Origin of the sequence: Ignicoccus islandicus DSM 13165 (assembly GCF_001481685.1) — an archaeon.
Taxonomy (GTDB): Archaea; Thermoproteota; Thermoprotei_A; order Sulfolobales; family Ignicoccaceae; genus Ignicoccus; species Ignicoccus islandicus.
Map to the genome: position 1 here is coordinate 782,645 of NZ_CP006867.1, position 24,845 is coordinate 807,489.

The 24,845-nt window shown below is 47.6% G+C and carries 20 protein-coding genes; 5 read left to right on the forward strand and 15 right to left on the reverse strand.

What is annotated here, in order from left to right:
- The first annotated feature begins 87 nt into the window (after positions 1 to 87).
- Positions 88 to 909, forward strand: coding sequence for a CDP-alcohol phosphatidyltransferase family protein (locus EYM_RS04410; protein WP_257720655.1), 822 nt, complete (start codon positions 88 to 90; stop codon positions 907 to 909).
- On the opposite strand, the gene EYM_RS04415 is transcribed toward EYM_RS04410, so the two are convergent.
- Genes EYM_RS04415 through EYM_RS04435 form a run of 5 tightly spaced genes read right to left on the reverse strand, consistent with a single transcriptional unit; the run spans position 830 to position 5,072 of the window.
- Positions 830 to 1,984 (reverse strand): class I SAM-dependent rRNA methyltransferase, encoded by a 1,155-nt coding sequence (locus tag EYM_RS04415; protein WP_075049853.1) that lies wholly within the window; start codon positions 1,982 to 1,984, stop codon positions 830 to 832. The genes EYM_RS04410 and EYM_RS04415 overlap by 80 nt on opposite strands.
- Entirely contained in the window at positions 1,981 to 2,793 is an 813-nt protein-coding gene (locus EYM_RS04420; protein WP_075049854.1) for a triphosphoribosyl-dephospho-CoA synthase, read from the reverse strand. Before EYM_RS04420 ends, EYM_RS04415 begins: the two co-directional genes overlap by 4 nt.
- Positions 2,721 to 3,506, reverse strand: a complete 786-nt coding sequence (locus tag EYM_RS04425) for a hypothetical protein (RefSeq protein ID WP_075049855.1) — start codon at positions 3,504 to 3,506, stop codon at positions 2,721 to 2,723. The genes EYM_RS04420 and EYM_RS04425 overlap by 73 nt, the downstream gene beginning before the upstream one ends.
- Positions 3,473 to 3,898: a hypothetical protein gene (locus EYM_RS04430; protein ID WP_075049856.1), complete on the reverse strand. Its 426-nt coding sequence runs from the start codon at positions 3,896 to 3,898 to the stop codon at positions 3,473 to 3,475. The genes EYM_RS04425 and EYM_RS04430 overlap by 34 nt, the downstream gene beginning before the upstream one ends.
- 49 nt (positions 3,899 to 3,947) lie before the next feature.
- On the reverse strand, positions 3,948 to 5,072 hold the full coding sequence (locus EYM_RS04435) for a cytochrome c biogenesis protein (RefSeq protein ID WP_075049857.1): 1,125 nt from the start codon (positions 5,070 to 5,072) through the stop codon (positions 3,948 to 3,950).
- Positions 5,073 to 5,131: 59 nt separating this feature from the next.
- On the opposite strand from EYM_RS04435, the gene EYM_RS04440 reads away from it, so the two are divergent.
- Positions 5,132 to 5,554 carry a PIN domain-containing protein gene (locus tag EYM_RS04440; RefSeq protein WP_075049858.1) on the forward strand — a complete coding sequence of 141 codons (423 nt, stop codon included), beginning with the start codon at positions 5,132 to 5,134 and terminating at the stop codon, positions 5,552 to 5,554.
- Positions 5,555 to 5,560: 6 nt separating this feature from the next.
- On the opposite strand, the gene thsA is transcribed toward EYM_RS04440, so the two are convergent.
- Complete coding sequence (gene thsA, locus EYM_RS04445; RefSeq protein WP_075049859.1) at positions 5,561 to 7,237, reverse strand: thermosome subunit alpha; 1,677 nt, start codon at positions 7,235 to 7,237, stop codon at positions 5,561 to 5,563.
- A gap of 129 nt (positions 7,238 to 7,366) precedes the next feature.
- Between thsA and EYM_RS04450 the strand changes: the two genes are divergently transcribed.
- Complete coding sequence (locus EYM_RS04450) at positions 7,367 to 8,179, forward strand: CPBP family intramembrane glutamic endopeptidase (RefSeq protein ID WP_075049860.1); 813 nt, start codon at positions 7,367 to 7,369, stop codon at positions 8,177 to 8,179.
- Here EYM_RS04450 and metG read toward each other — a convergent pair.
- Positions 8,133 to 8,468, reverse strand: a complete 336-nt coding sequence (gene metG / locus EYM_RS04455; RefSeq protein ID WP_075049861.1) for a methionine--tRNA ligase subunit beta — start codon at positions 8,466 to 8,468, stop codon at positions 8,133 to 8,135. The genes EYM_RS04450 and metG overlap by 47 nt on opposite strands.
- A gap of 140 nt (positions 8,469 to 8,608) precedes the next feature.
- On the opposite strand from metG, the gene EYM_RS04460 reads away from it, so the two are divergent.
- A complete protein-coding gene (locus EYM_RS04460) occupies positions 8,609 to 10,531 on the forward strand; it encodes a multiheme c-type cytochrome (protein WP_075049862.1) in 1,923 nt (640 codons plus the stop codon).
- Between the two features lie 43 nt (positions 10,532 to 10,574).
- On the opposite strand, the gene EYM_RS04465 is transcribed toward EYM_RS04460, so the two are convergent.
- The 3 genes from EYM_RS04465 to hemA are packed head-to-tail and all read right to left on the reverse strand — an operon-like array spanning position 10,575 to position 15,919.
- Entirely contained in the window at positions 10,575 to 12,512 is a 1,938-nt protein-coding gene (locus EYM_RS04465) for a phosphoadenosine phosphosulfate reductase domain-containing protein (protein ID WP_075049863.1), read from the reverse strand.
- Positions 12,513 to 12,554: 42 nt separating this feature from the next.
- Complete coding sequence (locus EYM_RS04470; RefSeq protein ID WP_236943451.1) at positions 12,555 to 14,546, reverse strand: hydantoinase/oxoprolinase family protein; 1,992 nt, start codon at positions 14,544 to 14,546, stop codon at positions 12,555 to 12,557.
- Positions 14,547 to 14,587: 41 nt separating this feature from the next.
- A complete protein-coding gene (hemA, locus tag EYM_RS04475) occupies positions 14,588 to 15,919 on the reverse strand; it encodes a glutamyl-tRNA reductase (protein ID WP_075049865.1) in 1,332 nt (443 codons plus the stop codon).
- A gap of 243 nt (positions 15,920 to 16,162) precedes the next feature.
- On the opposite strand from hemA, the gene EYM_RS04480 reads away from it, so the two are divergent.
- On the forward strand, positions 16,163 to 18,382 hold the full coding sequence (locus EYM_RS04480) for an elongation factor EF-2 (protein WP_075049866.1): 2,220 nt from the start codon (positions 16,163 to 16,165) through the stop codon (positions 18,380 to 18,382).
- Between the two features lie 63 nt (positions 18,383 to 18,445).
- Here the strand turns inward: EYM_RS04480 and EYM_RS04485 are convergent, their stop codons facing one another.
- From EYM_RS04485 to EYM_RS04505, 5 genes are all read right to left on the reverse strand, one after another.
- Complete coding sequence (locus EYM_RS04485; RefSeq protein WP_075049867.1) at positions 18,446 to 19,843, reverse strand: bifunctional ADP-dependent NAD(P)H-hydrate dehydratase/NAD(P)H-hydrate epimerase; 1,398 nt, start codon at positions 19,841 to 19,843, stop codon at positions 18,446 to 18,448.
- Positions 19,791 to 20,969 carry a hypothetical protein gene (locus EYM_RS04490; protein ID WP_075049868.1) on the reverse strand — a complete coding sequence of 393 codons (1,179 nt, stop codon included), beginning with the start codon at positions 20,967 to 20,969 and terminating at the stop codon, positions 19,791 to 19,793. Before EYM_RS04490 ends, EYM_RS04485 begins: the two co-directional genes overlap by 53 nt.
- Positions 20,970 to 21,280: 311 nt before the next feature.
- Positions 21,281 to 23,272: a 3-hydroxyacyl-CoA dehydrogenase/enoyl-CoA hydratase family protein gene (locus EYM_RS04495; RefSeq protein ID WP_075049869.1), complete on the reverse strand. Its 1,992-nt coding sequence runs from the start codon at positions 23,270 to 23,272 to the stop codon at positions 21,281 to 21,283.
- A gap of 44 nt (positions 23,273 to 23,316) precedes the next feature.
- Positions 23,317 to 24,126, reverse strand: a complete 810-nt coding sequence (locus EYM_RS04500) for an AEC family transporter (RefSeq protein ID WP_075049870.1) — start codon at positions 24,124 to 24,126, stop codon at positions 23,317 to 23,319.
- 65 nt (positions 24,127 to 24,191) lie between these two features.
- Positions 24,192 to 24,824, reverse strand: a complete 633-nt coding sequence (locus EYM_RS04505) for a phosphate signaling complex PhoU family protein (protein WP_075049871.1) — start codon at positions 24,822 to 24,824, stop codon at positions 24,192 to 24,194.
- Positions 24,825 to 24,845: the final 21 nt, after the last annotated feature.

Consider the following 24,845-nt stretch of genomic DNA (forward strand, 5'->3'; position numbering starts at 1 on the left):
GAGATACTCACGGTTCTCCGTTCAAAGACGTCGGTTTTAGTTAATGCAATTGTTAAAATACTACCGAAGTTTCTCCCGCCCGACCTATTGACGGTGATGAGCCTCCCATTCTCTTTAGCGTTCCTATATTACTCATGGCAAAGGGATTACTTTCTAGCAATTGCCTTCCTACTCCTTTCGTCCTTAATGGACGTACTCGATGGTGCTCTTGCTAGAGCCACTGGAAGGACGTCAAGGGCGGGATCCTTCTTAGATTCCTCTATCGATAGAATTAACGACGTAATAATTGCAGCCGCCCTTCCTTCAATAGGAGCGCCTTGGTTTTTGGCTTTCCTATGGGCAACGGGAGCTCTAATAACTTCTACCCTAAGAGCGGCAGCCGAAATGGATGGTATTAAGGGCGAAGGAGTAGGCATCATGGAGAGGGGCGATAGAATAGTAGCAGTCCTCATAGTATTTGTAATAAGAATTGTTGAAAGCAATATGAGTCTACCTACGCCTAAGTACTCCGTAGCGCTGGTTGCCGGCATAGATGCTCTTATATGGATAACAGTGGTACAGCGAGCGTTATTTTACGGATCAGTAAAGGCCTTATGGATGGGTTCCGTTGAGAGCTCCATAGTACTGGTTTCAATCTTACTCGGCAAAGCTTACGACGTTTACGGGTTCTTAGGCGCGACCGGCATTCTAGGTTACGTTTACCTAATAGCTAAGTGGCTTTCCTTAGGATTTAGGTATCCCTTGAGCGTCTACGACTCTGTTTTGGACTCCCTATCATTGTTCTCATTGGTATGGCTCCAAGGAGCGCCCTTCTGGCTTTTCTATGTAATTAGGATGAGTATGTACTACCTATCTTTACGAGGAACGCTGTTTTCAAGTATTCGAGGTAAGGGACCTGGGGTAAGGTAACGTGGTCCCTAGAAGCCCCTCCTATCTTGAATATCCTTACGTGGGATTTAGCGTAGCGAGTCGCTTTCCCTATCACACCTAAGAACTTATCTCGAGTAAGAGGTTGAGAACAAGACGAAAGCGCAGCGATGCCTCCGATCTCGAGTCGCTTTAAGCTCTCAGAATACGCTTTTAAGTAATCCTTTACACCGATTTCGAAGTATTCCTTCGAGGGAATGAAGGCCGGCGGATCTACGCTCATCGAATCGAAAGAGCCCCTCTCGATCCTCAAGTAACTCCATACATCGGATTGGACTATCTCAGCCTTATCTTCGTTTACCCCATTTAATTTCAAGTTTATCCTAAGCACGCTGAGCGCCTCTGGATCCTCGTCAACGAACTTAACCTTAGATGCCCCGTTGTGAAGTGCATGGAGACCGAAACCTCCAGTATATGAGAAGAGATCCAATACCCTTCCGTAAGAAAGATGACCAAACAGAACCCTATTCTCCCTTTGATCCAAATATAGCCCAGTTTTCTGTAAGGTTACGTTCACGTACATCTTTACGCCTTCTTCGTCCACAACGACTTCCTTGACGTTGCCTATAATGAAACCCTCCCTAGGTTCTAGGCCAACCTTCCTCCTGACCCTCTGAACGCTCTTTTCGTAGACGCTGGAGACGCCAGTCACCCTCTTAACTATTTCCGCTATTTCACTAATGTGAACGTCGATGGCCCTAGACGAGGACTGTAAAACGGCTACGTCCTTATATACGTCAACAATTAGCCCGGACAGCATATCTCCATCGCCGTTAACTAGCCTATAGGCTTCCCAATTGGCCGCTCCATTGAGCTCCCTCACTCGATAGCTATTTTCTATAAGCTCTTCGAACGCGTCCTTGGGAGTTGATGGACACTCGTGAAATAGGAGCAACCTCAGCCTCACTGGACCTGTCTCGTCCCACATCCCGCATAGCTTCATGTCCCCGAACTCGATGTCTACCAATTCGCCTACCTTTCCCTTACCCTTTACGTTCTTTTCGAACACTATTGGAGGGCCAGCTAGGGCTTTCCGCAGACCTTCCTCGGTTATCACTTTACAATACCCTCTTTCATCAATTCCGAGACGGCAATTAGAATCGAAGTACCTATGAGGTCAGCAGTCGTTCCCGGGTTCAAATTTAACTCCCTTATGTACTCTTCGTGAAGACCCTTCCTAGCTAGTAAAGTTAAGTTGTAAGCGACCTTTAACCCCCATTTCCTTGCAACTAGGTCGTCCAACACCTCCGATAGAATTAAGCCTTGTAACTTAGGTATTTCCTCAAATCCTCTCCGTATTAGGTAACGCGCGCCTTTGATACTGATGGGGTATCCACTAAGTATTTCCCTTGAAATAGTATCTCCCATTCTCTCAAGAACATCGTATAGGTTCCAGCCCTTTTCCAACGCTATTTCCGGACGACTAACGTCGGGATATTCTCGAGCTTCTATCTTCTTTAAGTGGGTTAACTTGCTTAATTTCAAGGACTTTAAGAACAGGTAAGCGTCCTCTGGCGTGCTCTCTTTAACCTCTCTGAGACCGCACTTACCCATTTCGAGTCCCTCGTCTAGGCAGTTGAATAATGGAATGGTAAGTATAGCGAAGCCCGTTAACGCGCTCTTCCTTTGGTTAGGTATAAAAGCGAGGAACCTTTCGCCTAGAGGAAGCTTCATCTCGCATACTTCCTTCAACCTATAGGCTTCCATTAACAAGTCGAAGTACTGAAAGTTGGAAGGATTAGTAGGGTATACGTTGCCTGCCTTAGGGTAAGCCCCCTCCAAGGCCTCTGCTATTAATATGAGATCACATTTAGGTACGAGCCTAACCCGAGGTGGAGCCTCTCTCCCAAGGTCGATAGTTCCCAAGAACCTCTCACCTCTATTTCCATACCAACTTTCAATTCGGAGTGTTGCATCCTCAAGCTCTCTATTACTATTCCATTATCCAATTGATACACGTACGGCATTACGTTGCCTTGCGCTTCGACTATAACTCCTCGCACGCTTCTAGCGCCTATCACCGAGGGCCTCGTCGGAGCCCTATTAGGACCGACCAGCCTTATTGAGTAGTGATAACCGCGCCATTCGCCCTCCAAGAGGGCTTCCCTACTCCTATACTCGACTGCACCGCTTCCGAGCGAATCCCACTTGCCCCATTTCGGGGGCTCGGTTTCCCCGCTTTCCCTCATCTCCCTTAGAGCCTTAATTACGCGTTCGAAGTTGTTATAGTAAACGAGATCCAAGTCTCCTTCTATACCAACAACTCTAGAGCCCGTTAATCCAGCCCCCTTGGGTAAGATCGAAGCGAAGTCCTTAGCCACTTTGTCCGCTTCTATTAAGTCCAACGGATTCATTATTATTGCCTTCGAGAGAGGAACTAGCGGAACTGGTCTGGGTGCACAGTCGCAACGCCTAACTAGGTTTAAGATGGAACTTAAGGAGGTCGTGTCACTAACTTTCCTGTTACCAACGTATCTCGGGAAGGCAACTGCAAACCCTTCAGGATGTTCAACTCCCTTAACCATCCACGTTACGTCCTTATATTTCAAGAGGAACCCTTCCTTAACTTCTCCTTGCAAGGAGGGTTCTCCGGGTTTTCAACAATTGCTTTCAGAAAAACGCATCGCTTCGTGGTAGGAGAGAAGAAAACGCAATCGTAACAACTTCTCGGTACTTCGCCTTTCAAGGGATTCTTGAACTTCTCAGTCGATTTCTTAACGTGCTCGTTTACCATTCTCTCTATCTCTTTCTCAGAGTTGTCTGCGTGGTGCGATTCAACTAGTTCTTCCTCTTCCGGTACGACCACTTCGCTCCTAGTTGGCTTAGTTTTTAGAAGGTAAATTGGGCATGAGCTATAATTTGGGGTCAGACACCCATACTCTAGGTGATTTACTTCCTCATTTATAACGGAACATACGACCCTCTTCTTAAAAACTCCTTTGACTTTGGCGAAAGGGCACTTTCCTGGCAAGATCCATCACCTTCAACGTTATTACGTGCTATCGTTCTTGATAAAGAATTTACTTCCCTTCCCTTCTTAAAGAAGTAACTATAACATAGAGGGGGACTAGCGTTCCGTAAGTCATTAGGGTCCACGCTACACAGAACGGTTTGACGACCTTTAGTTTTTCGCCTTCGACCTTTACTAAGTGCCCTAAAAGCGTAGGCCAATACGTTTCGTTATTATACTTTATTAGGAGCTGATCGTTTCCCCTCGCGAAGCCGGGCGCGGGAACTAGTTGCGGTGTCGGAATTTCCTTGAGGCTCTTCAAAGTTACGTTAGTTTCTTCCTCGCCGTAGCTCACCGTTACCCTAAGCGAACCCTTGAGCTGTAGAAGTTCTCCTTTCGAATTAATTGCTATTACGTTTTGGGATCCGTTCGTCAATTCTACCTTAACGACCCTTCCCACGTGCCCCAGAGGTAATGACGTTATCGCTGAAAACAAGAAGATGACAAGTGCTATGGAGGCCCCAGCTACCACTATCTTCTTTTCGAATCCTATCGCAACTCCGATGGCTATTAGGATTGAAGTTATTACCACTAACAATACCTTTGAAACGAAGTAAGGCGTTACGCCCGGCTGGGTTACGAACGATTTAGTATTGCTCATAGTCGGATGCAAGCTACCTTGAATTACGTAGGGCGCTATGAAGCTTATTGGCAAGGAAGCGAAGGCTGCTATTGCATAGACAGCCGATATCACGGCCCTCTTTTCCGGTTCCTTGATGCTATACCTTATTGCGACGTACACTAAATACGCTATGAACATTAGTAATACTGAAGTTTCCCTAGGATCCCAGTTCCACGAACTTCCCCACGATTCCAAGGCCCACATGCTTCCCGTAATTAATGTGAGGAACGCGTATACCAAGGCCGTATATATGAACGCCGAAGCGTATCGATCGAATTTTTCGTTATTCGTAATTAAGTAGATAATTGAAAGAACGAAGCCTGCCGTAAACAAGATGTAGGAAGCCCACGCTATTGGTACGTGTAAGTAAACATTTAAGTACGCTGCCGGACTACCTAGAGGAACTGCGCTTGGAATAGGCGCCTTGGTGACTACTAGATTCGATACAACTGCGTCTGCGATCAATAAGATGGATACTAGGATCGATATTGAAATCGATAAATACCTACTCATTTGTCTTTACCGGTGTAAACGATTTACTTCTCCGTATTTTTGGGTATCGGGAACAAGCTTTGAAGGAAATCAGTGTAAGGGACATCGAATCGAGTCCGAGGTCCTACGTCCTAGTTGATACGTCTGTACTTATGCTAATTGAGGAAAGAGCGAACGTTCTGGAAGACTTGACTTCGCGTGGATTGAAGTGCGTCGTTACTACTACCGTTCTAAGGGAACTAGAGAAGTTATCGAAGATGGGTGGAAGGAAGGGGTTAGCAGCTAGATTGGCCCTTAAGGTCGTTCAGAGCTCTTGTTACGTCCTTCCAACTGAAGGAAGGAAATGGGCCGATGAGGAATTGGTTGATATAGCCTTGAGATATTCAGTTCCAGTTGCTACAGCCGACTTGGAATTGAGGAGGAAACTCTTGAGGAAAGTTCCGACATTCTATTATAGGAAGACTCAAAGGAGGATGGAGAGTGACGATTACTTCGAAATTTAAAAAGCTTTAGAATTCAGGGGGATTGAACTTGCTTCCCCCTTCCTCTTCTTCGCCCTCTTCGCCTTCCTTCTTGCCCTTCTTGCCCTCCTTAGGCGGAGCTGCGGCGATTACGTCGTCGATCTTTAGTAGTGCGTTAGCAGCCTCGGTCGCGCTCTTGAGTACTTGCTCCCTCACCCTGACGGGCTCCATTACTCCTATCTTGGTCATGTCTTCCTCTACCTTACCCTCGAGCACGTTGACGCCAGCCCAAGTCTTGCCCTCTCTGTGGAGCCTCCTGAGCTCCATTAGGGTCTCTAGAGTATCCATACCGGCAGTATCTGCGAGAACTACTGGTATCTCCTCGAGCGCTTCCGCGTAGGCTTCGATGGCTAGCTGCTCCTTACCGCCGACGGTGGTGGCATACTTCCTTAGTCTTTCCGCTAGCTCTACTTCTACGGCACCGCCTCCTCCCACGATCTTGGGCTTTAGGAATATGTTCCTTATGACGTGGAGAGCATCGGTTATGTTCCTCTCGGCCTCGTCTAGGGCCATGTCGCTAGCGCCTCTTAGTAGTATGGTCACGGCCTTCGGGTTCTTGCATCCCTCTACGAAGACCATCTTTTCCTTACCGACTCTCCTCTCCTCTACTAGCTCGGCTTCGCCGAGCGCGTCGGCGCTTAGGTCCTTCAAGCTAGTTACTATCCTGGCTCCGGTGGCCTTGGCTAGCTTCTCCATATCGCTCCTCTTTACTCTCCTTACCGCTAGGATGCCCTTCTTAGCTAGGAAGTGAGCGGCCACGTCGTCGATGCCCTTCTGCACGAATACGACGTTGGCTCCTACTTCAGCGATCTTGTCCACCATCTCCTTGAGTATCTTAGTTTGTTCCTCGAGGAAGGCCTCTATTTGCCTGGGGTCGGTGATGTTTATCTTGGCGGTGATGTCAGGCTTCTCTACCTCTAGTGGCGTGTCTAGCAACAATATCTTCGCATTTTCCACTCTCTTGGGCATACCGGGGTGTACTACTTCCTTGTCTAGTACGATGCCCTTTACCAGTTGGCTGTCTAGCAAGCTTCCGCCCTTCTTCTTTTCGATCTTTATGTCATCCAAGCTCATCTTTAAGGTTCCGTCAGGCTGTTCTTCGGCGACGGTGTAAGCAGCTTCAATTATCATCTCCAATAGCTTGTTCTTAATCTCCTCGGCCTCTTGACCTAGGAACTTGCTGCTTAGGCTGGTTGCCACTAGCTTCTTGATGTAATCTTTGTCCTTCGGGTCTATCTTGACTGCAATGGAGTCGAGTTCCTCTAACGCTTTCTCCATAGCCTTCTTGTAACCTTCGATTATTATGCTGGGGTGTATGTTCTGATCTAGTAAGGGTTCGGCCTTTTCAAGTAGGGTTCCAGCGAGTACGACCACGCTGGTAGTACCGTCTCCCACTTCGGTGTCTTGCGCCTTGGCCGTTTCAACTATTAACTTGGCGGCAGGGTGTTGGACATCCATTTCCTTGAGTATGGTAACACCGTCGTTGGTGACGGTGATGTCACCGAAGCTGTCAACTATCATTTTGTCCATTCCTCTCGGTCCCAAGCTAGTCTTCAACACTTCGGCAATGATCCTGGCAGCTAGTATGTTGCTCCTTAGAGCTTCCCTACCGTAAGTTCTGCTTGCACCCTCCTTGAGTATCAGTACGGGTACTCCGGTTGCCATCGCGTTCACCCACCGTGAAAGGGGTATTCACCGGTTCTATATAAGTTTTTCCTAAGGTTCGGTATCGTTTTCCAAAGAGTAACGTTTAAATGCAATGATTTCGGAACTGACCGATAGGTGAACGTTCTCTTGAATCAACTATACCGATACCTCTTCTATTTGTTCGCTTTCAGTATCGTTGAATATATTGCTTTGCTTTACTTAAGCGATCCAACATCGTTTAAGCTTCTTGCAACAGCATATATGTGGACACCGGCGATTTCGGCGATCTTAGCTATGCACGGCGTTAAATGGATAAGACCTCTGTTACTAAGAAAGAACGTTCGCTACTTAGCTACCTCCTTGGCTATTTCAATTGCGCTACCGTTATTCCATTTAGCTCTAACCTATTTGGTTTTCTCGGCCTATTGGATTGAACCCACAACAGCATTGTTCATATTGAAAGGCAAAAGCGTTAGTTTACCACAGCTTTTGTTATTGGGAATAATTGCTGGTATGTCAGCTAACGCTATCGTGGCCCTAGGCGAAGAAATAGGATGGAGGGGATTTATGTATCGGGAGTTAAAGGATATTGGGAGAACTAAAGCGGCAATAATAATAGGAGTAACATGGGCCCTATGGCATTGGCCCTTGATAGCGTACGGTTACAATTTCCCAGACAGTAAGTTACTTGGGCTGTTACCTTTTGCAGTAACTTTAATACCGTTAACGTACTTAATGCTCTTGATTACTGAATTAGGAGGGATAGTGCCTAACGCCGTTTTGCATGGTGTGATAAATGCTATTTTACCACTAGAATACGTTGCGTTAACGAGCGTTCCAGACGTGCTAAGACCCCCAGCGGGTTTAGGAGGAGCAATACCTTGGTTTGTCGCAATCGTTCTAGTAAAGGCCTTCAGTAGACTTTCGAGCCGGGCTTCACCTCTTCAACGGGTGCAATGAATACAGGCTTGCTACCCTCTTCTTCCTCAGCCATCAAAACCATTCCTTGAGATTCGAGATTAGCCATCTTCTTGGGCTTCAAGTTAGCAACGACCACTACAGTCCTACCGATTAATTCTTCCGGTTTATACCATTTCTTTATACCACTTAGAATTTGTCTCTTCCCAAGCGGTCCGAGGTCCACCACCAACTTTAACAGCTTCCTTGAATTGGGAACGTCCTCTGCTTCCACTATCTTACCTACCCTCAAATCAATTTTCGAGAAGGTCTCGAAGTCTACGTACTCCATTACGAACACCTAAAGGAATCACGCCGGACCACTCTTAAGCTATAGTCTATTTAAATAGAAAATTTTCGGCGGTAATGTTGCCCACATAGAATTTAAGGGTACAACCTCATCCCTACTACACGAGAAAAAGGTGAAATAAAGTGAGGCGCTTCTCCGCACTTCTGGCCGTATTGCTCTCCGCTGCCTTACTCGTTAGCGCCAGTGGATTAGCTACTCCGGAGAAGCTACAGCAACTAGAGGCCTCTGGGAAAGTGAGCCCACAGACGCAAGCGTGTCTAGCGTGCCACATGAAGGTAACTCCCGGCATTGTAATGGACTGGCTCAACAGCGACCACGCCACTCACACGCCACCGCAAGTGCAAGAGATATATGATGCCATACAAGCCGGCCCTCAACCAATCGCCGAGAAGTTCAAGAACTATCCCTACGTAGTCGGTTGCTATGAATGCCACGGTATGTTCAAGGAACAGGACAGAGTTGACGTGGTCAACCACTTTGGCTTCAAGATAGTCAGCATCGTAACCTTAAAGGACTGTAGCCAGTGCCACCCCAAGGAAGCCAAGGAAATAAGCTGGACTTGGCACGGATTCGGTGCACTTAACACTAACCTAAGTCCATGGTACAAGAAGATAGTCGCTTATGCCAAGGAACATGGAGAAACCGAGGAAATGCTACCTCCAGTATTCACCAAGCTTCACAAGGACCTAATAACTTGGGACTGGTACAAGGAGTACGCTAAGGCGCTCTTCAACTACCTAAACGGCAAGCCAGTTGACGAGAAGTGGCTTAACTACATCAAGACTTTCGGCACCGTCTATGACTATGACTTCAAGAGGATAATCAGCCCACTCTACCCAGCTAGCGGCGGTCTAGCCACCAAGGTCGGTGAGAGAGTAGGCTACGAACCAGAGATAGGAGCCATGTGTGGCGTCGGCAAGTGGAAGTTCCAAACCAAGATAAAGAACATTATGGAACACCCAATGTATAAGAACGCTTACACCTACCACGCTTGTTACGAGTGCCACGGCACCCTCGTAGTACCTTACAAGATGGAGACCACCGTAATAAAGGGCTTCCCAGTCACTAGGATGGTATACTGGGGCTGGCCTAGCAACGGCGCTGGAAGAGTTGATCCCGACGGAAGCATAGGCACTTGTACTGCTTGCCACCCCAGGCACAGCTTCAGCGTTGCCCAGGCCAGAGAGCCTTGGACTTGCGGTCAGTGTCACATAGGTTACGACCACCCGCACATTGAGATCTACGAAGAGAGCAAGCACGGTAACATATTCGATGCTAACAAGGAGAAGTGGAACATGGAAGCCCTACCTTGGAAGCTAGGCACCGACTTTAACGCACCAACTTGTGCCACTTGCCACATGAGCACCATAGCCAGCCCAGACGGAAAGACCATACTAGTGAAGGGTACTCACGACCTAAGAGCCAGGCTAGTATGGGACCAGATGCACTTCTTCGGCTACCCGAAGGCCGACTACCCTGACAACGTACAGCTAGCGGTGATGATGGGCGTCAAGGTGCTAACTGGCGAGAACATTGAGAAGGCCGTAAGCGGTGACTTCAAGGTAATACCCGGACCTAAGGCCGGCGAGCTAGCGTTCCCGAGAGTTGCCACCATCCAATTCAGCGGCGAGCTAGCTAAGAAGAGGGCTGCTATGGAGCAAGTATGTGAGCTATGTCACAGCACTCAGTGGACCAAGAACTTCTTCATGACTGCCGACCAGAACATCATAGACTACGACATAGTAGCTCACTACGCCTTCAACTTACTGAAGAAGGCGTGGGCTGAAGGAATACACGACCCCAGCAACAAGCTAGACGAGTTCATGGAGGTAATGTGGTACTACATCTGGCACCACCAGGGCAGGAGATGGAGGAACGGTGCCTTCATGATGGGTCCCGACTTCGCTCACTGGTTCGGTATAGTTGACACCGTAATGGAGGCCCTTAACAAGATGATCAGCTACTACGAGATGGCTAAGAACGTCAAGCAACTACAAGCAGAAGTACAACAACTAAAGCAACAGATCCAAACTCTAGCTAAGTAACTTAACCAACGCTAATTGGGTCCTCAAAAAGCAAGTTCGTTTTTTACTTATTCTTAATCAAATACTTCCACGCCTTCTCCGCTAATTCTTGTACCTTTTCCTTGTGCGGTTTAGTCGGTCTCTTCCACGCCTTCGGATCGTTGTACAAAAGAGATCCAATGAGTTTATCCGCTACTACGTCCGCTGACGGACATAGATACATGCAGAGCCTACATCTCTCGCATTTATCGGGTTCAACTAGCACGGGCTTGGTTTCGTTCCCTTCGGGAACTACCTCTATAGCTCCAGTAGGGCACCACGTCTCACAGATCTTGCAACCGGCGCATGCGTTAGTTGCGTGAATTACCCTTATAGCTTCGAAGACCTCTTCCTTATCTTTCGACTTAACTATCACTTCACCCTCATTGAAGATGTAGATGCCCTTTGGCCCCTTCACAATATTTCCTTTCACTTCATGACCTAGGATTCCGGCTAGTCCTAAGGCTCTCCGTTTATTGTACTTTATTTTGACCCTATACGCTCCATCCCCTTCCTCAAGTCCTTCGAAGACGACTCTAGTTTGCCTGCGTTCGTATTCCCTTCTCCAATCAACTTCGTCTTTATCTCTCGACGCCATGACTTGCTTCGGGTGTTCGGGCGCTAACCACTTCCATCCTCCCTTGCTCCACCACTTCCCGTACCCCAACCTCTTTCTCCAATATTCTAGAACGTTCTCCCATTTCTCCCAGAGCTCGGGATGTAATTCCTTCAGTAGTTTGAATTCCCATTGCGTAGCTCCCGGGCACATGAAGCAACCTATCCTATCGAACCCCTCGAAGTAAAGCGGGTTCAAGGGAACGCCATTCCTTATAAGGTAAACGAACTCGAGTAATTGAGGCCACCTCAAGATTGGGTTTACTGATAACACTGTAGGCAAGTATTTCATTTTCATTATGGGCTCGGCCCGAGCCCTCTCTAGGCTCTCCCACCATCTATTTCCGACCAAATTGATCGCGCTTCCAGTTTTCATCATGTACCTAGCTATGGGCCCAAATTTAGTTACTTTACAACACCATCTGAAGTCCCTGGCCGGCGGGGAAAACATTCGAACTGCTCTCCAGAACGCATCTCCGGCTGAGACGACCTCTAGTTGGTACCCGAAGAACTCGCTTTCCTCCTCTACGGTCTTGACCGTTTCCGGCATTTCTAAGCCAGTATCGTTGAACAGCAGTACCACTTCCTTACTCGATACTCCTACGGGAGGATCCCTCTGCAGGGCCTCGTCTAGAAGGGAGACTACTAGAGCCGAATCCTTTCCACCGGAAAGCGACACGACTACCTTCTCGAAGTCGTCTGCCCTTAGTAACCCCCTATGAATCACTTGAACGCTCTCTTTAACGAGCTCTCTAATGAACTTTTCGTTCGCCTTGTAAACGTCTTCTAGCGTTTGTTTCCTCGTACTTAGTGCTCCTCTCCTAGGATGTTTCCAAACCTTATCTACCCTAAGTTTACCCTTTTTTGGAATAGCGATACCAATTACCTTACCTGACCTATCTAGCAACGCAACTTGCTCGTCTCCCGTACCTACTATCTCTCCTGGCTTCGGATTGTCTATAACCTTACTCCGAATCAAGTTGTTCTGAAGCGCCCTGACGGCTCCCAAGTAGCCTAGCCTAAGGTACCATCTCTCCATAAGCGGGTCGTATAGTATCCTAGCTAGTATGTCTCCATCTACTACTATCTGGTAAGCGTGGTCAATGTAAGACGTTTTGTTTAGGAAAGCCATCCTTCCCTCAGTGAGCCTAGTCCAAGCGCCTCTCCCAAGTTCCCTACCGAAAATTTCTTTTAGGTGCTTTACGTCTCCTTCCCACGCCGGCCTCAGGTCTCGTGGAAGGAATAAGTTGAGCCTAACGGCTCCCTTGCAATCGGACCTACGGAAAACAGGCACGTTTAAGGAAGGGCACCAGTAAACCTCGAGTTCCCTTTTCCACTTCCTCTTCACGTAGTTGCGACCCCCAATTAGCTGAGGAACGCATCTGAAAAGCTAAGCCCTTCGAAGCATTAGCGTGCCGTCTTCCAACGCCTTCGCGATCCAGCCGGATGGAACTAGGACGGTCGTGTCGTAATCCATTATTATCCCCGGTCCCCTTACCTCTCCCTTCCCGAACCTCTCGTACACGGTCGCTTCCTCGAACCCTCTTCCCATGAACCACGCCTCCGTCTTCCCTATTTCTAGAGGCTCCTTGTCGAATCCCTTCAAACCTACCTTGTTGACGTAGTGTATTGCTGTAACTCCAATATTCTCAACGACTATTGGAACGTCGAGTTTGAAACCATACCTTCTTTCATGCAGCTCCTCGAACCTCCTCGCGAGCTTCTCCGGTGAGTATGGCTTGTCCGCCTTCACTTCCAAGGTCCATCCTTGAGTGGAGTACCTCACGTCCGCCACTCTCTCGAAGCGGTCCACGCTCATACCGCTCAGCTCCATTCTCCTTCTAACAGCGGCTTCCAACTCAAGGAAATACGGTTCCAGGTCTTCCGTTACTTCCTTCACAACACTTCTAGTTATAGAGTATTTAACGTCGCTATTGAGCATACCGAAGGCAGTGAAAACGCCGGCACCCATGGGTACCAGTATTTCCTTAATCCCGAACTGCTCCGCTAGTTCGGCCGCGTGGAGGGGACCCATGCCTCCGTAAGCTATTAGAATCAACTCGCTTGGATCGATGCCCCTTTCTATCGTAACTATCCGGACGGCACGCCCCATTTCCTCAGTAATCGCTTCTATTACCGCTTCCGCCACCTCAATTGGATCGGAACCAAGCTCCTTGGATAGCTTCTCGAAGGCCTTCAAAGCCAAGTCCTTCCTTAATTTCAACCCAGAAGGTAACCTCTCGGGCAATCTCCCGAGAACCAAGTTCGCGTCAGTTACTGTAGGTTCCTCTCCCCCAAGGCCGTAACACGCGGGCCCGGGGTTGGCTCCAGCCGAGATCGGCCCTACCCTTAATATTCCGTTTTCCGACCACGCTATCGTGCCTCCGCCAGCAGATACCTCGGCCAGGTCGATGAATGGGTATCTAACGGGATAACCTGAACCCTTAACGAGCCTACCCGCGTGAACCTCCCCACCGACCTCGTATTCCCGAGTTAAGACGGGCTCCCCATTGATGACTACTGCTGCCTTAGCGGTAGTTCCGCCCATATCGAAGGCTAGGGCCTCCTTTACGCCCAACTTCTTCGCATAGTACGCAGCGCCAACGGCACCTCCAGCGGGTCCGCTCTCAATTAGTTGAGCCGGTCTACTCATTGCCTCTTCTATCGTCACCAGTCCTCCTGAGGAGGCTACTACGAAGAGAGGAGCTTCAATGCCCTTACTCTTGAGCGCTTCCACTAGCCTCAAGAGGTAGCTAGACACTAGCGGCTTTAGTGCGGCATTGACTATAGTCGTTGAGAACCTCTCGTATTCCCTCCTTTCCATTGTAGACTCGTGTGAAGCAACTACATCGAAACCTAACCTCTCTAAGATCTCCTTCGCTTTAATCTCGTTTACGGGGTTCGCGTAACTGTGAAGGAAGCAAACTGCAACGATACCTCTTAAATTAGGGGCTATTCGAAGTAGTTCGCTAACGTCTAAAGGTTCGATTACTTCTCCTTTGAAGTTCACCCTTTCCTTGACGCCGAACCTCAGTTCCGGGGGAACCAGTGGTTTCGGTTTCTTGCCAGTGAAGTCGTAGAGGTTTGGTCTCTTTTGCCTTTGGATTTCAATTATGTCTTCCATACCCTTGGTCGTAACTAGGCTTACCTCTGCTAACTTCAAGTGCTTTTGACCTAGAAATGCGTTCGTTGCAATAGTGGTAGCATGAATTACTAAATCAACTTCTTGAGGCCTTACGCCCCTTTCGAGGAATTCGTCTATTGCATTGAGGACCCCTATTTCGGGGGATTGGGGGGTTGAGAGTACCTTTACTCTCGCGGACTCCCCCTTCCTACTTACTGCATAAAGATCTGTGAACGTGCCGCCTACGTCTACTGCCACTTTCCACAAAAACCATCCTATCCCGTCTTTCCAGGCAAACCTTATTTGTTAACGTTCCTTTGTAAGAGTTTCTCGTTTACGCCATTGTACTCGTAGACGAGTTCCAGCTCGCTTAAGCTGTCCTTTAAACCGAACAACTCCGCCGTTAACCTGAGCAACTGCAAATCGCCTTTTAGCGATGCTTCCTTGACCCTCAATATAGTGTCCTTCAATATTTTCTTTACCATTGACTTACTCATTTTCTCTAAGATTGGCCAATACTCCTTGGGCACCTTGCTCTTCGCCCTCTCCACTTCGTTTAGCCTAATTTGCTCGGCCCTCTCCATTAGCTCCTTCAGTATTTTATCACCTAGGAGTTTCTGGCTTAGATCCATTAGCTTGTTGAGTTCTTCCTCGATTATAGACTCTGCCTTAGAAACTTCTTTCAATCTCTCGTTAGCGTTCCTATTGGCTACCTCCGCTACTGCGTACATGTCTTTCAAAGTTACGAGTGGGTGTTTGGCTACTTCCGGGGAAACGCTCGGAGGCTCGCCTATGTCTATTATAAGTAGAGGTTTCCTTAGGTTACGTACAGTTGAGCTATCAATAACCGTTACTGAAACTGCCGAGATAACTGCGTCTACTTCGTTAAGTAGTTCAGGCACTTTAGATAACGGGAAGGCTTTCCCGCCAACCTCTTTAGCTAGTAACTCCGCTTTCTCCAGCGTTCTGTTAGCTATCCAAATTTCGACTCCTTTCTCCTTTTTGTGTAAGTTCTTAGCTATTATCTCGCCGGCCATCCCCGCGCCTATTACTAGTACCTTCTTACCGCTCAAGTCGCCCATTAATTCCTTTAATAGAGCAACAGAGGCGGAAGGGATCCCTATGTTGCCTTTGCCTAAGTCCGTTTCCCTCCTAACCCTCTTTCCTACCTTAACTGCTTCCTCGAAGAGCTGTCTCAACCCCTTATCTATGTAACCTTTCTTGGCGGAATACTCCATGGCTTCTCTGACTTGCCTCAAGATATCGCCTTCGCCTAAAACCAATGATTCCAAGCCGGACGCGACTCTGAACAGGTGCCTCGCTACGTCTATACCTATTTTAACGTCGAACTTCTCCTCTGGTATCGGTCTCCCGACCCTAGCTTCAATTATGCTTTTTATGGATTCGATGGTAGCGCCCTTGTTAGTTGTAGTAACGTAAACTTCGAACCTATTGCAAGTTTGAAGTATGACCACGCCCCTAACGGCCGGTACCCGTAGTATTGAAGAATAAGCAGCATCTATTTGCGGGAAAGCGGAGCTCTCCACTAGCTCCTTCCCGCTCTTCTTTAGGTTAACGCCCACCATCACTAGATCGTCAAGGAACGTGGGTGACCTATAGGAGGCCGGCATGGCGTAAACCTCACTTAATTATCGATCTTCATTAGGGCAAAGTACTTTATATAGATTAGTTGTAAGACTTGAGGGCGAGGGGAATGGATTTCATTCAATGGCTTCAATCGAATCCGACCATATTTGCTCTTTTAGTTTTGACGGCGTTAGCGAATCTAGCGTTAATAATTGCCCTTTTTATGGGAATAAAATAAGGTACCCCTTTTTAATCCCTTTCAAGTTCACGGGAACGGTAGACTGAAGATGCCGAAATATAAGCACGTAGAGGACATCCTAAAAATAATGAGAAATATAGAGCAAGTGAGGAACATAGGTATCATTGCTCACGTAGACCACGGTAAGACCACAACTAGCGACGCCTTGTTGGCGCACGCCGGAATCTTGAGTCCTAAGTTGGCTGGCGAAGCTAGGGCTTTGGACTATTTGGATGTAGAGCAACAGAGAGGTATCACAGTAAAGGCAGCGAACGTCAGCCTCTACCACGAATACAAAGGCAAGCCCTACGTAATTAACTTGATCGACACTCCCGGCCACGTCGACTTCAGCGGTAAGGTAACTAGGAGCTTGAGAGTGTTAGACGGAGCGATACTTGTAGTCGATGCTGTAGAGGGAGTAATGACCCAGACCGAGACCGTGCTCAGGCAAGCGTTGGAGGAGTACGTTAGGCCTCTCTTGTTCATAAACAAAGTCGATAGGCTAATAAAGGAGCTCAAGCTCTCTCCGCAAGAGGTTCAACAAAGAATAGTTCAGATAATAAAGGAAGTAAATGAGAGGATACTCACCTTCGCACCAGATAAGGACTTCGCCAAGAAGTGGTTATTGGATCCGGCTAAGGGTCACGTTGCCTTAGGTAGCGCTAAGGACAAGTGGGGTATTACAATACCAATGGCTCAAGAAAAGGGTATAAAGTTCAGCTTCTTCGTTGACGCTTACAAGACCGGCAACAAGGAGGCAATCGAAGAGCTATTTAGGAAAGCGCCCCTCCACGAGACCCTTCTAGACATGGTAGTTAGATGGGTACCCAACCCAAGGGAAGCCCAGCAATACAGGGTGCCCAGACTCTGGAAGGGTGACATTAACAGCGAATTGGGTAAGGCTATGGTAAATGCTGACCCTGAGGGACCTTTAGTCGTGTTCATCAACGACATGAGGTTAGACCCACACACTAAGAGGCTGGTAGCTACCGGAAGGGTCTGGGCCGGTACTGCCACTGCTGGCAAGGAAGTATGGTTAGTTAACGCCGGCAAGGAAGGCAAGATACTCCAAGTATCCATCTACATGGGACCCGATAGAGAGATTGTCGACTACGTTACAGCTGGTAACATAGTGGCCATGATGGGTTTGGATGACGCTAGGGCAGGCGAAACTATAGTTGATATCAACTATAAGGACCAAGCGGCGCCGTTCGAACAGTTGCACTACGTTAGCGAGCCCGTAGTAACAGTTGCAATAGAGCCGAAGAACCCCAGGGACTTACCTAAGCTAATTGAGGCATTGAGAACCCTAAGCATCGAGGACCCCAACTTGAAGGTTACCATAAACCAAGAGACCGGTGAGTACTTGCTCAGCGGTATGGGTATGCTTCACATCGAAATTGCGTTAACTCAATTGAAGGAAGTATATGGATTGGACGTCAAGGTCAGTCCACCGATAATCACATACCGTGAAACCGTCAGGAGCGCTGGTCCGAAGGTAGAGGGTAAGAGTCCCAACAAGCACAACAAGCTCTACATTACCGTTGAGCCGCTCGAGGAAGTGGTGATCGAACTAATTCAGAAGGGAGAGATAACCGAGGACCAAGATCCTAGGGATAGAGCCAAGATCCTAAGAGAGAAGGCGGGATGGGACACCGAGACCGCCAGGAGGATCTGGGCAATCGATGAGAACTACAACGTATTCATTGACAAGACTGTCGGTGTGCAACACTTGAGAGAAGTTAAGGACACTATATTGGGCGGTTGGAGGATCGCTATGAAAGAAGGCCCTCTAGCGAAGGAGCCCATTAGAGGAGTTAAAGTAATATTATGGGACGCGATAATTCACGAGGACCCGGCCCACAGAGGTCCGGCCCAGCTATATCCAGCCGTTAGGAACGCCGTCTACGCTAGCATGCTCTTGGACAGGCCGACCCTATTGGAACCCCTGCAGAAACTCGACATAAGAGTTCCTAGCGACATGATAGGCTCAGTAACTGGCGTCATTAGCAAACACAGGGGCAAGATATTGGACATAATAGACATGGGAGGTCAAGCCAGAGTGATAGCAGTGGTACCAATCGCGGAGAGCTTCGACCTACCTATGGAACTAAGGAGCGTTACAGCCGGAAGGGCGTTCTGGGGAACTGAGTTCTACGGATGGGCGCCCGTACCCGACCAATTGCTACCGGAGTTAGTAGCAAAGATAAGGCAGAGGAAGGGACTACCGCCTAACCCACCTAAGCCCGAAGACTTCCTAGGTCCGTAATTTTCCGATGAGCAAACCTCCGATAGGCTGATCGAATGAGGAAACTCCCATGGAGCGAGGTTTTTAATAACCTGATAGAACTCTTGGCACTTCTTCTATCAGACAAGAAGGCGATGAGTGTCCCCTCTCCTTTACACATTTCTCTCCCGCGAGAGTGACCGCTAAGGTCGCTGCCTTTGCGGCCCACCACGGCTCGTCCCTTCCCAATAAGGCGCCTACCACGCCACTCAAAACGTCCCCGGTACCTCCTACGGTCATATACGCGTTGCCCCTATCGTTAAGTACAGTTCTCCCATTGCAGTAAACTACGTCTGTTTCTCCTTTTAGGATTACGCACGCTTCGTACTTATTCCCTATTTCCCCGGCGGCTTCGATTCTCGATTGTAAGTCATCGCTTACTTCCCTTCCAAGCAACCTCGAGGCCTCCCCTAAATGAGGAGTCAACACGGCTCTCCACGAGAACTTAACGTCTAATTCAGCCAATGCCTTCAATCCATCTGCGTCTATAACTACGCGCGCTTCCTTGCGTTCTTCAATGTATTTGAGAACGACCTTCACGACTTCTTTGGAAGTAGCGTGTAATCCCGGGCCTACTACTATTACGTTGACCCCATCTCTGTATAAACCCTCCAATAGATCGCTTGGGTTTAAGCTTCTCCAAATAAGTTCCGGATAATCCATTCTATTAGGCGTATAGACGAAGACTAAGTCGGCCCCCGCTCTGAACGCCGCCAACGCGGAGAGCCATGGAGCGCCTTGGTACTTTTCAGACCCACCTATTACGGCGACCTTGCCGTTCAATCCCTTCCTCTTCCTTCTCGGGGCGAGTTCCAAGTCGCCTTTTCCCAAATACCTCTCGGCCCTTCGAGGGATTCCTATTTCCACTACCTTGACCTTACTCATTATCTCCTTCAAACCCTTCTTAGCTCTGTGTACCGAAACCACTAGATCTGCGTTGAAACACAGCTCGCACTCCCCCGTATCTGGGTTCATTCCCGAAGGAACGTCTATCGATATTTTGTACGCGCTAGTTCCGTTAGCCCACTCTATTAGTTCCCTAGCTATGCCTCTCGGAGCTCCCTTGACGCCAGTGCCGAGTAGAGCGTCAATTATTACTTCAGCCTCAAATGGTTCTCTAACGAACTGAACGTCGCTCATTCTAGCCCGAATTAGGTTCTTTAATGTACTTTCTTTCGTAACTTCGCATTCTTTATAGGGAAATAATACTTTAACGTCCTTTCCCATCAACGCTAAGTGTCTCGCGGCAACTAGCCCGTCTCCGCCTTTCCCGCCCTTTCCCGCTAGTATTAAGAAAGAGTTCCCCTTTTCCGATGCTATTTTAGCTACCCATGCGCCAGCGTTCTCCATCATTAGCTCCTCAGTGAAACCGAGCTCCTCGGCGTTCAGCTCAATTGCCCTCATTTCCCTTACATCTAAGAATTCGCCCCTCCAAGAGCCCAAGGAAGAAGCGCCTCCAAGGGAATCCCTGAGGTAGGGTGAGTAAAAGCAGTAACGAGAACCAGTCTAATTTCTCTTTTACATCGATGTTCGATAGAGCTCTCAAGATGGTTCTCAAAGAATAAAGGTTCGCCAAGTATACTTCGTCCTTGCTTAACTTATAGCAGTACTTATCCAAACATAATTCCTTGTTATTCTCCTTGTTAGGATACCCGCAAGTCGTTCTGGGTTCGAGTAATCTCTTGAAGTACTCGATTAAGAACGCTACGTGATTACTGTTGTTTGGATCCAATTTAAGGATGGATAGTGGAATAACGACTGTCATCCCTAAAAGGACCTTCAACGCTTCCTCGTTAATTTCCCGTACGAAGACCACCACTTCCAAGGTCTCTCTATCGCGGGTAAAGACTAGAGGTAGCACCGGTATGGCGGCGTTTCTAGGACTTGGCGATTTATTGGAGCTATTGTCAAATACGTTGATTATTCTAACTCGAGTGCCCTTCATTGATGCTAACGGTTTAATGCCGTACTTCTTCGCTAAACGTATCGCTAAGTTAGACGAAGACTTAATCGAATGCCTGGAAACGTTCTCAGTTAAGTAGAAAACGACCTTGTTCTCAGCTATCCCTTCTAGGCGGAAAACCTCTATAGGGGAAGGTATCTCGGTTGCATATATCTGATTGAGCGTGTTGGTGAAGTGAATCTCAGAGACCTCGTCTAACTCAACTAACGCTTGCGTAAAGTAGTTTTCGGGAGAGCCTTCAATCGTTTCTTTGATAAGGTCAAGGTGAGGTACTTTTTCTATTACTTCGGTTATTATTTTACTCACGTTTTTGAATAGCTTTTTTAACTTCTTGATCTCGCGTCTATTGCCCTTCCTCCGGGGACCGAGGTCCTCAAGGTACGGGCTATCGCTCTCAATTTCGCTACTCCCCATTATATCGCCTAGAATGGTAGTATCTAGATTGTCTAGAACGAACTTAATTTCGGGGTCATTATTTAGACTGGAATGAAAGTAGTTTACGAGTGCTATATTTACATGAGAAATTGTGATGGGGATGAAGTGAAGTGGTTTAGTTTCTTGACGAGGACTAGTAACGACCTCTCTGTCCCGATCATAAACGTACAACTCAAATCAACCAACCTATCAGTATTACCTAATGTCTATTTCATTATAGCGTTAGGATGCTAAATGTTTGGAAAGATAGTCTTTTCAATGCGCTCTTCTCTACCTATACCTCGGTCATTTCTATTGTGATATAATATTAAAGTTAAACGTCATTTCCTACTGAGGGCATTCAACTCCGAGTTCTCCATTCATATAACAATTCACAGAAATAGAGAAAAAGGTGCAAGAAAAGTTAGAATTTCTAACACATCATAATTAACTTGCATCAGTTATTACTCGGTAATCAAGACCGATTAAGGAGAGAAACGAAATCACTCGCCCTTGAAGTTCGGCTTCCGCTTCTCCAAGAAGGCCGTTATTCCCTCCCTAGCGTCTTGTGTCGAGAGGACCCTAGCGAACGCCTCCGCTTCCAGCTTCAAACCTTCTTTCAAGGGAACTTCCAGCGACGCTCTAACTGCTTCCTTAGCAGCGGCTAGCGCTATTGGGGGTTTAGAGGCTAGCTTGCTGGCAACGAGCCTTATTTCCGCATCGGCTACCCTTTTAGGTACTACCCAGTTAACTAAACCCCATTCCTTAGCAGTCCTAGCGTCTATCATGTCTCCTAGTAGTATCATTTCCATAGCCCTTCCCAGTCCTACGTACCTAGGCAACCTCTGGGTGCCGCCACCGCCGGGGATTATTCCCACGTTTATCTCCGGTTGGCCTAGCAACGCGTCTTCCGTTGCCAACCTCAAGTCGGCCATCATCGCTACCTCGAGACCTCCGCCTAACGCGTAACCTCTTATGAAAGCAATTACCGGTTTAGAGCAGTTCTCAACGCTTTCTCCTAATTGGATGAAGGGCCCAGCGACCTCAATTGGAGCTCTCTTAGGCTCCACCTTGCTCATGTAAGTTAAATCGAATCCAGCGCTAAACACGTCTTCTCCAGTAAGTATAACTACCTTAACCTTCTCGTCGTTGCAAGCTTCCTCCATTGCCTCCTTCGCTTTTAAGAGTAATTGAGGCGTTAACGCGTTTCTCTGTTTGGGTCTATTAAAGACTATCCATAAAGTTTCCCCTTCCCTTCTTACCTTTATCTCGCCTCTGTCCTCTTCCTTTAGTTCATATTTATAGAATCCTTCCCCGCTCTTCACTCCTAACTTGTTCTCCTTAACCATTCTAACTAAGAGGTTATTGGGTTTGTAATCGTCTGCAAGAGACGTTTTCTCTTGAAGAGATTGAAGGACGTTATCTAATCCTAGGAAGTCGCCTAGCTTCAATATTCCCATAGGTAGATTTAGACCGAGAACGGTGGCCTGATCCACGTCCTCTACGCCAGCTACCTCGTTCTCAACTAACCATACGCCCTCGTTAATCGCGCTATCTATCAGGTAGACGTAATCTACGCCCTCTGCGGCTGAAGCTGGAATTGAAGGCTTCTTGTACTTGCCGGGAGCGGGATACTTATAGAATCCTTCCCCGCTCTTCACTCCTAACTTGTTCTCCTTAACCATCTGCTCGAACTTAGGGCATATTGTTAAGTTCATACCCCTTTCCTTCATTGCTTTCATTAAGTGATAGAGTACGTCTAACCCAACGTAATCCGCTAATTCGAAGGCTCCCATAGGGAAGTTCAGCTTATACCTAAAGGCCGCGTCTACTTGCTCCATAGTATAGAGGCCCCTCTCGACGGCCCAACAGCCTTCGTTTAGGAAGCGGGCCATTACTCTGTTAACTATGAAACCGGGTACGTCCTTCTTAACTACTATTGGTACCTTCCCCATTTTCTTGGCTAGCTCCACTATTACGTTCACGGTCTCGTCGCTCGTTTTCTCGCCTTTTATCACTTCTACGAGTTTCAGTATTACTGGAGGGTTGAAGAAGTGCATTCCAGCTACCTTCTCCGGTCTCTGGGTGGCCTTAGCTATCTCCGTAATTGGAATAGAAGAAGTGTTCGATGTTAATATTGCGTGCTTAGGGGCGTATTTATCTATGGTTCTAAAGATTGATTGCTTTAATTCGAGTATCTCGGGCACGGCCTCTATCATGAAATCGATGTCCTTAGCCGCCTTAGCGTAGCTCTCCTCGTCTTCCGGGTTAGCTACCATAGTTTCGATTCTACTCAATACTACCTCTGGGCTCTCCTTCAATTTGCCCTTAGCTTGGAGCTTTTCCAAGCTCTCCCTTATTCTACTGAGGGCCCTCTCTAGGAATTCCTCCTTTATATCTATCAACCTTACGTTAAAGCCGCTCATTGCAGCTACTTGAGCTATACCGTGACCCATTACGCCCGCTCCAACTACCAATATCCTCTTGACTTCCATTGGATCGTACCCGTTTTCCAGAGATGTATAGGGAGTATATATCACTATTTATGAAAGAGGACGGAAAGTATTGCGAAGGGGAATATCCATAGCACGGTCAAAGTAATTACTGCTTGAGTAGTTAACGTGACGTCGTAACCATATACCATCGCTAGAGCTATGTTCATAAAGGCGGGAGGCATTGAGGACTCTATTAGAAGCGTCAAGTCCTTGCTCATCAAGAAAATCGGTAAGGTTAGGAGCGGTAAAGCCACGTGTTTCAGAAGCCCTATTAGCATTACGTCTTTGCTCAATCTCACTACTTCGCGATTGAAGTTCAAGCCCAGGAGCAAAAGCCCCAGTTTAGAGAGCTCTGCTCCAATCCTCTTCGTCCACTCTATTGATTCCAGCGATATATTGGAGGTAGATAATAGAAGGCCTAAGAGGAACGTTACAGTAAACGGTTGTATCCTAGCCTTGCCTTCTTTACAAGATATTATAGCTGCTAACGTGTAGTGAATGAAAGTAGTTACCATTGCGTAAACTAACGCGCTATCAACGGAACCTCCTAACGCTAAAGTAGCGGGTATTCCGAGAAATATCGTGTTGCCGAAAGCGGAAGTAATTGCGAAAGCCCCCCTCTTTGGGCAGTCGTCCCTGAAGAGGACAATTGGTATGAAAGCTACTAAAAGGGCAAGGCTAGGAGCCAGCACTGAGTGAAGTTGAGCCTTCAGCTCAACTCCGGCCCAAAACCCTAGGATCGGTGCATCTATATAAACTAGAAAGATGGATAAGTGTTTTGAATACTTCCTAAATCTAGTAGCTCCTAGGGGAAATCCTAGAGCTATTAATGCTAGCGACCAAACGTCTACCACTACTTTCCGACCGATGATGTGAGTTTCAAGGGCTGATAAATGATGTGCCCGCGCAGGGCTGAAGGTCACTCTGGCATTTTCCCCTCTACTACGAATATTGTTAAGGCCGCTATGTGGGAGGCGTGATCGGCCAATCTCTCTAAGAACTTTATCGAAAGCGCTTCCACTACAGCGCAAGGAACGCTCTGCTCGTTCTTCATTATATCAATTAAGTTCGAGTGGTACTTCTCGTCGACGTCATCGTCCTTACTTATAACCTTGAAAGCCAATATTGTGTTCAATTCCTTAAAGGACCTCAAAGCATCGTTTATCATGGACTCTACGAGAGGCCTCAATTCATCGAACCTCTTGGTCTCACATTCTATTCCCATTTTCTCAGCTCGACTGAAGGCGGCTAACGCATCGTAAGCGTACCTGCCGAGTCTCAGCAGATCGTATCCGAGTTCCATGTAAGCCTTAACCTTCCTCAGGTCTGAAGCTATTGGTTGGAATCGAGCAATGGTTTCTAAGGCTAGTTCGTCGATTTCGTCGTTGAGTCTCCTAAGCTCTTGCACGTATTCTTTAACCTTAGTCCTCTTCTCTTCCTTCTCTTTCTCCTTTATGGCTTGAAGCGATAGTTCCACAGTTTTCTTCGTTAATTCCATTGCTTCGTTTACGCACTCATCGAGCCTTTTAAGAGCGATTTCTATTAACCTCAACTTCGAGCCCGTGAGGATATT

Coding starts and splice junctions, on each gene's coding strand:
- EYM_RS04435 (WP_075049857.1), bottom strand. CDS start 5,072: ATGAGTAGGTATTTATCGATTTCAATATCGATCCTAGTATCCATCTTA.
- thsA (WP_075049859.1), bottom strand. CDS start 7,237: ATGGCAACCGGAGTACCCGTACTGATACTCAAGGAGGGTGCAAGCAGA.
- metG (WP_075049861.1), bottom strand. CDS start 8,468: ATGGAGTACGTAGACTTCGAGACCTTCTCGAAAATTGATTTGAGGGTA.
- hemA (WP_075049865.1), bottom strand. CDS start 15,919: ATGCCGGCCTCCTATAGGTCACCCACGTTCCTTGACGATCTAGTGATG.
- EYM_RS04480 (WP_075049866.1), top strand. CDS start 16,163: ATGCCGAAATATAAGCACGTAGAGGACATCCTAAAAATAATGAGAAAT.
- EYM_RS04495 (WP_075049869.1), bottom strand. CDS start 23,272: ATGGAAGTCAAGAGGATATTGGTAGTTGGAGCGGGCGTAATGGGTCAC.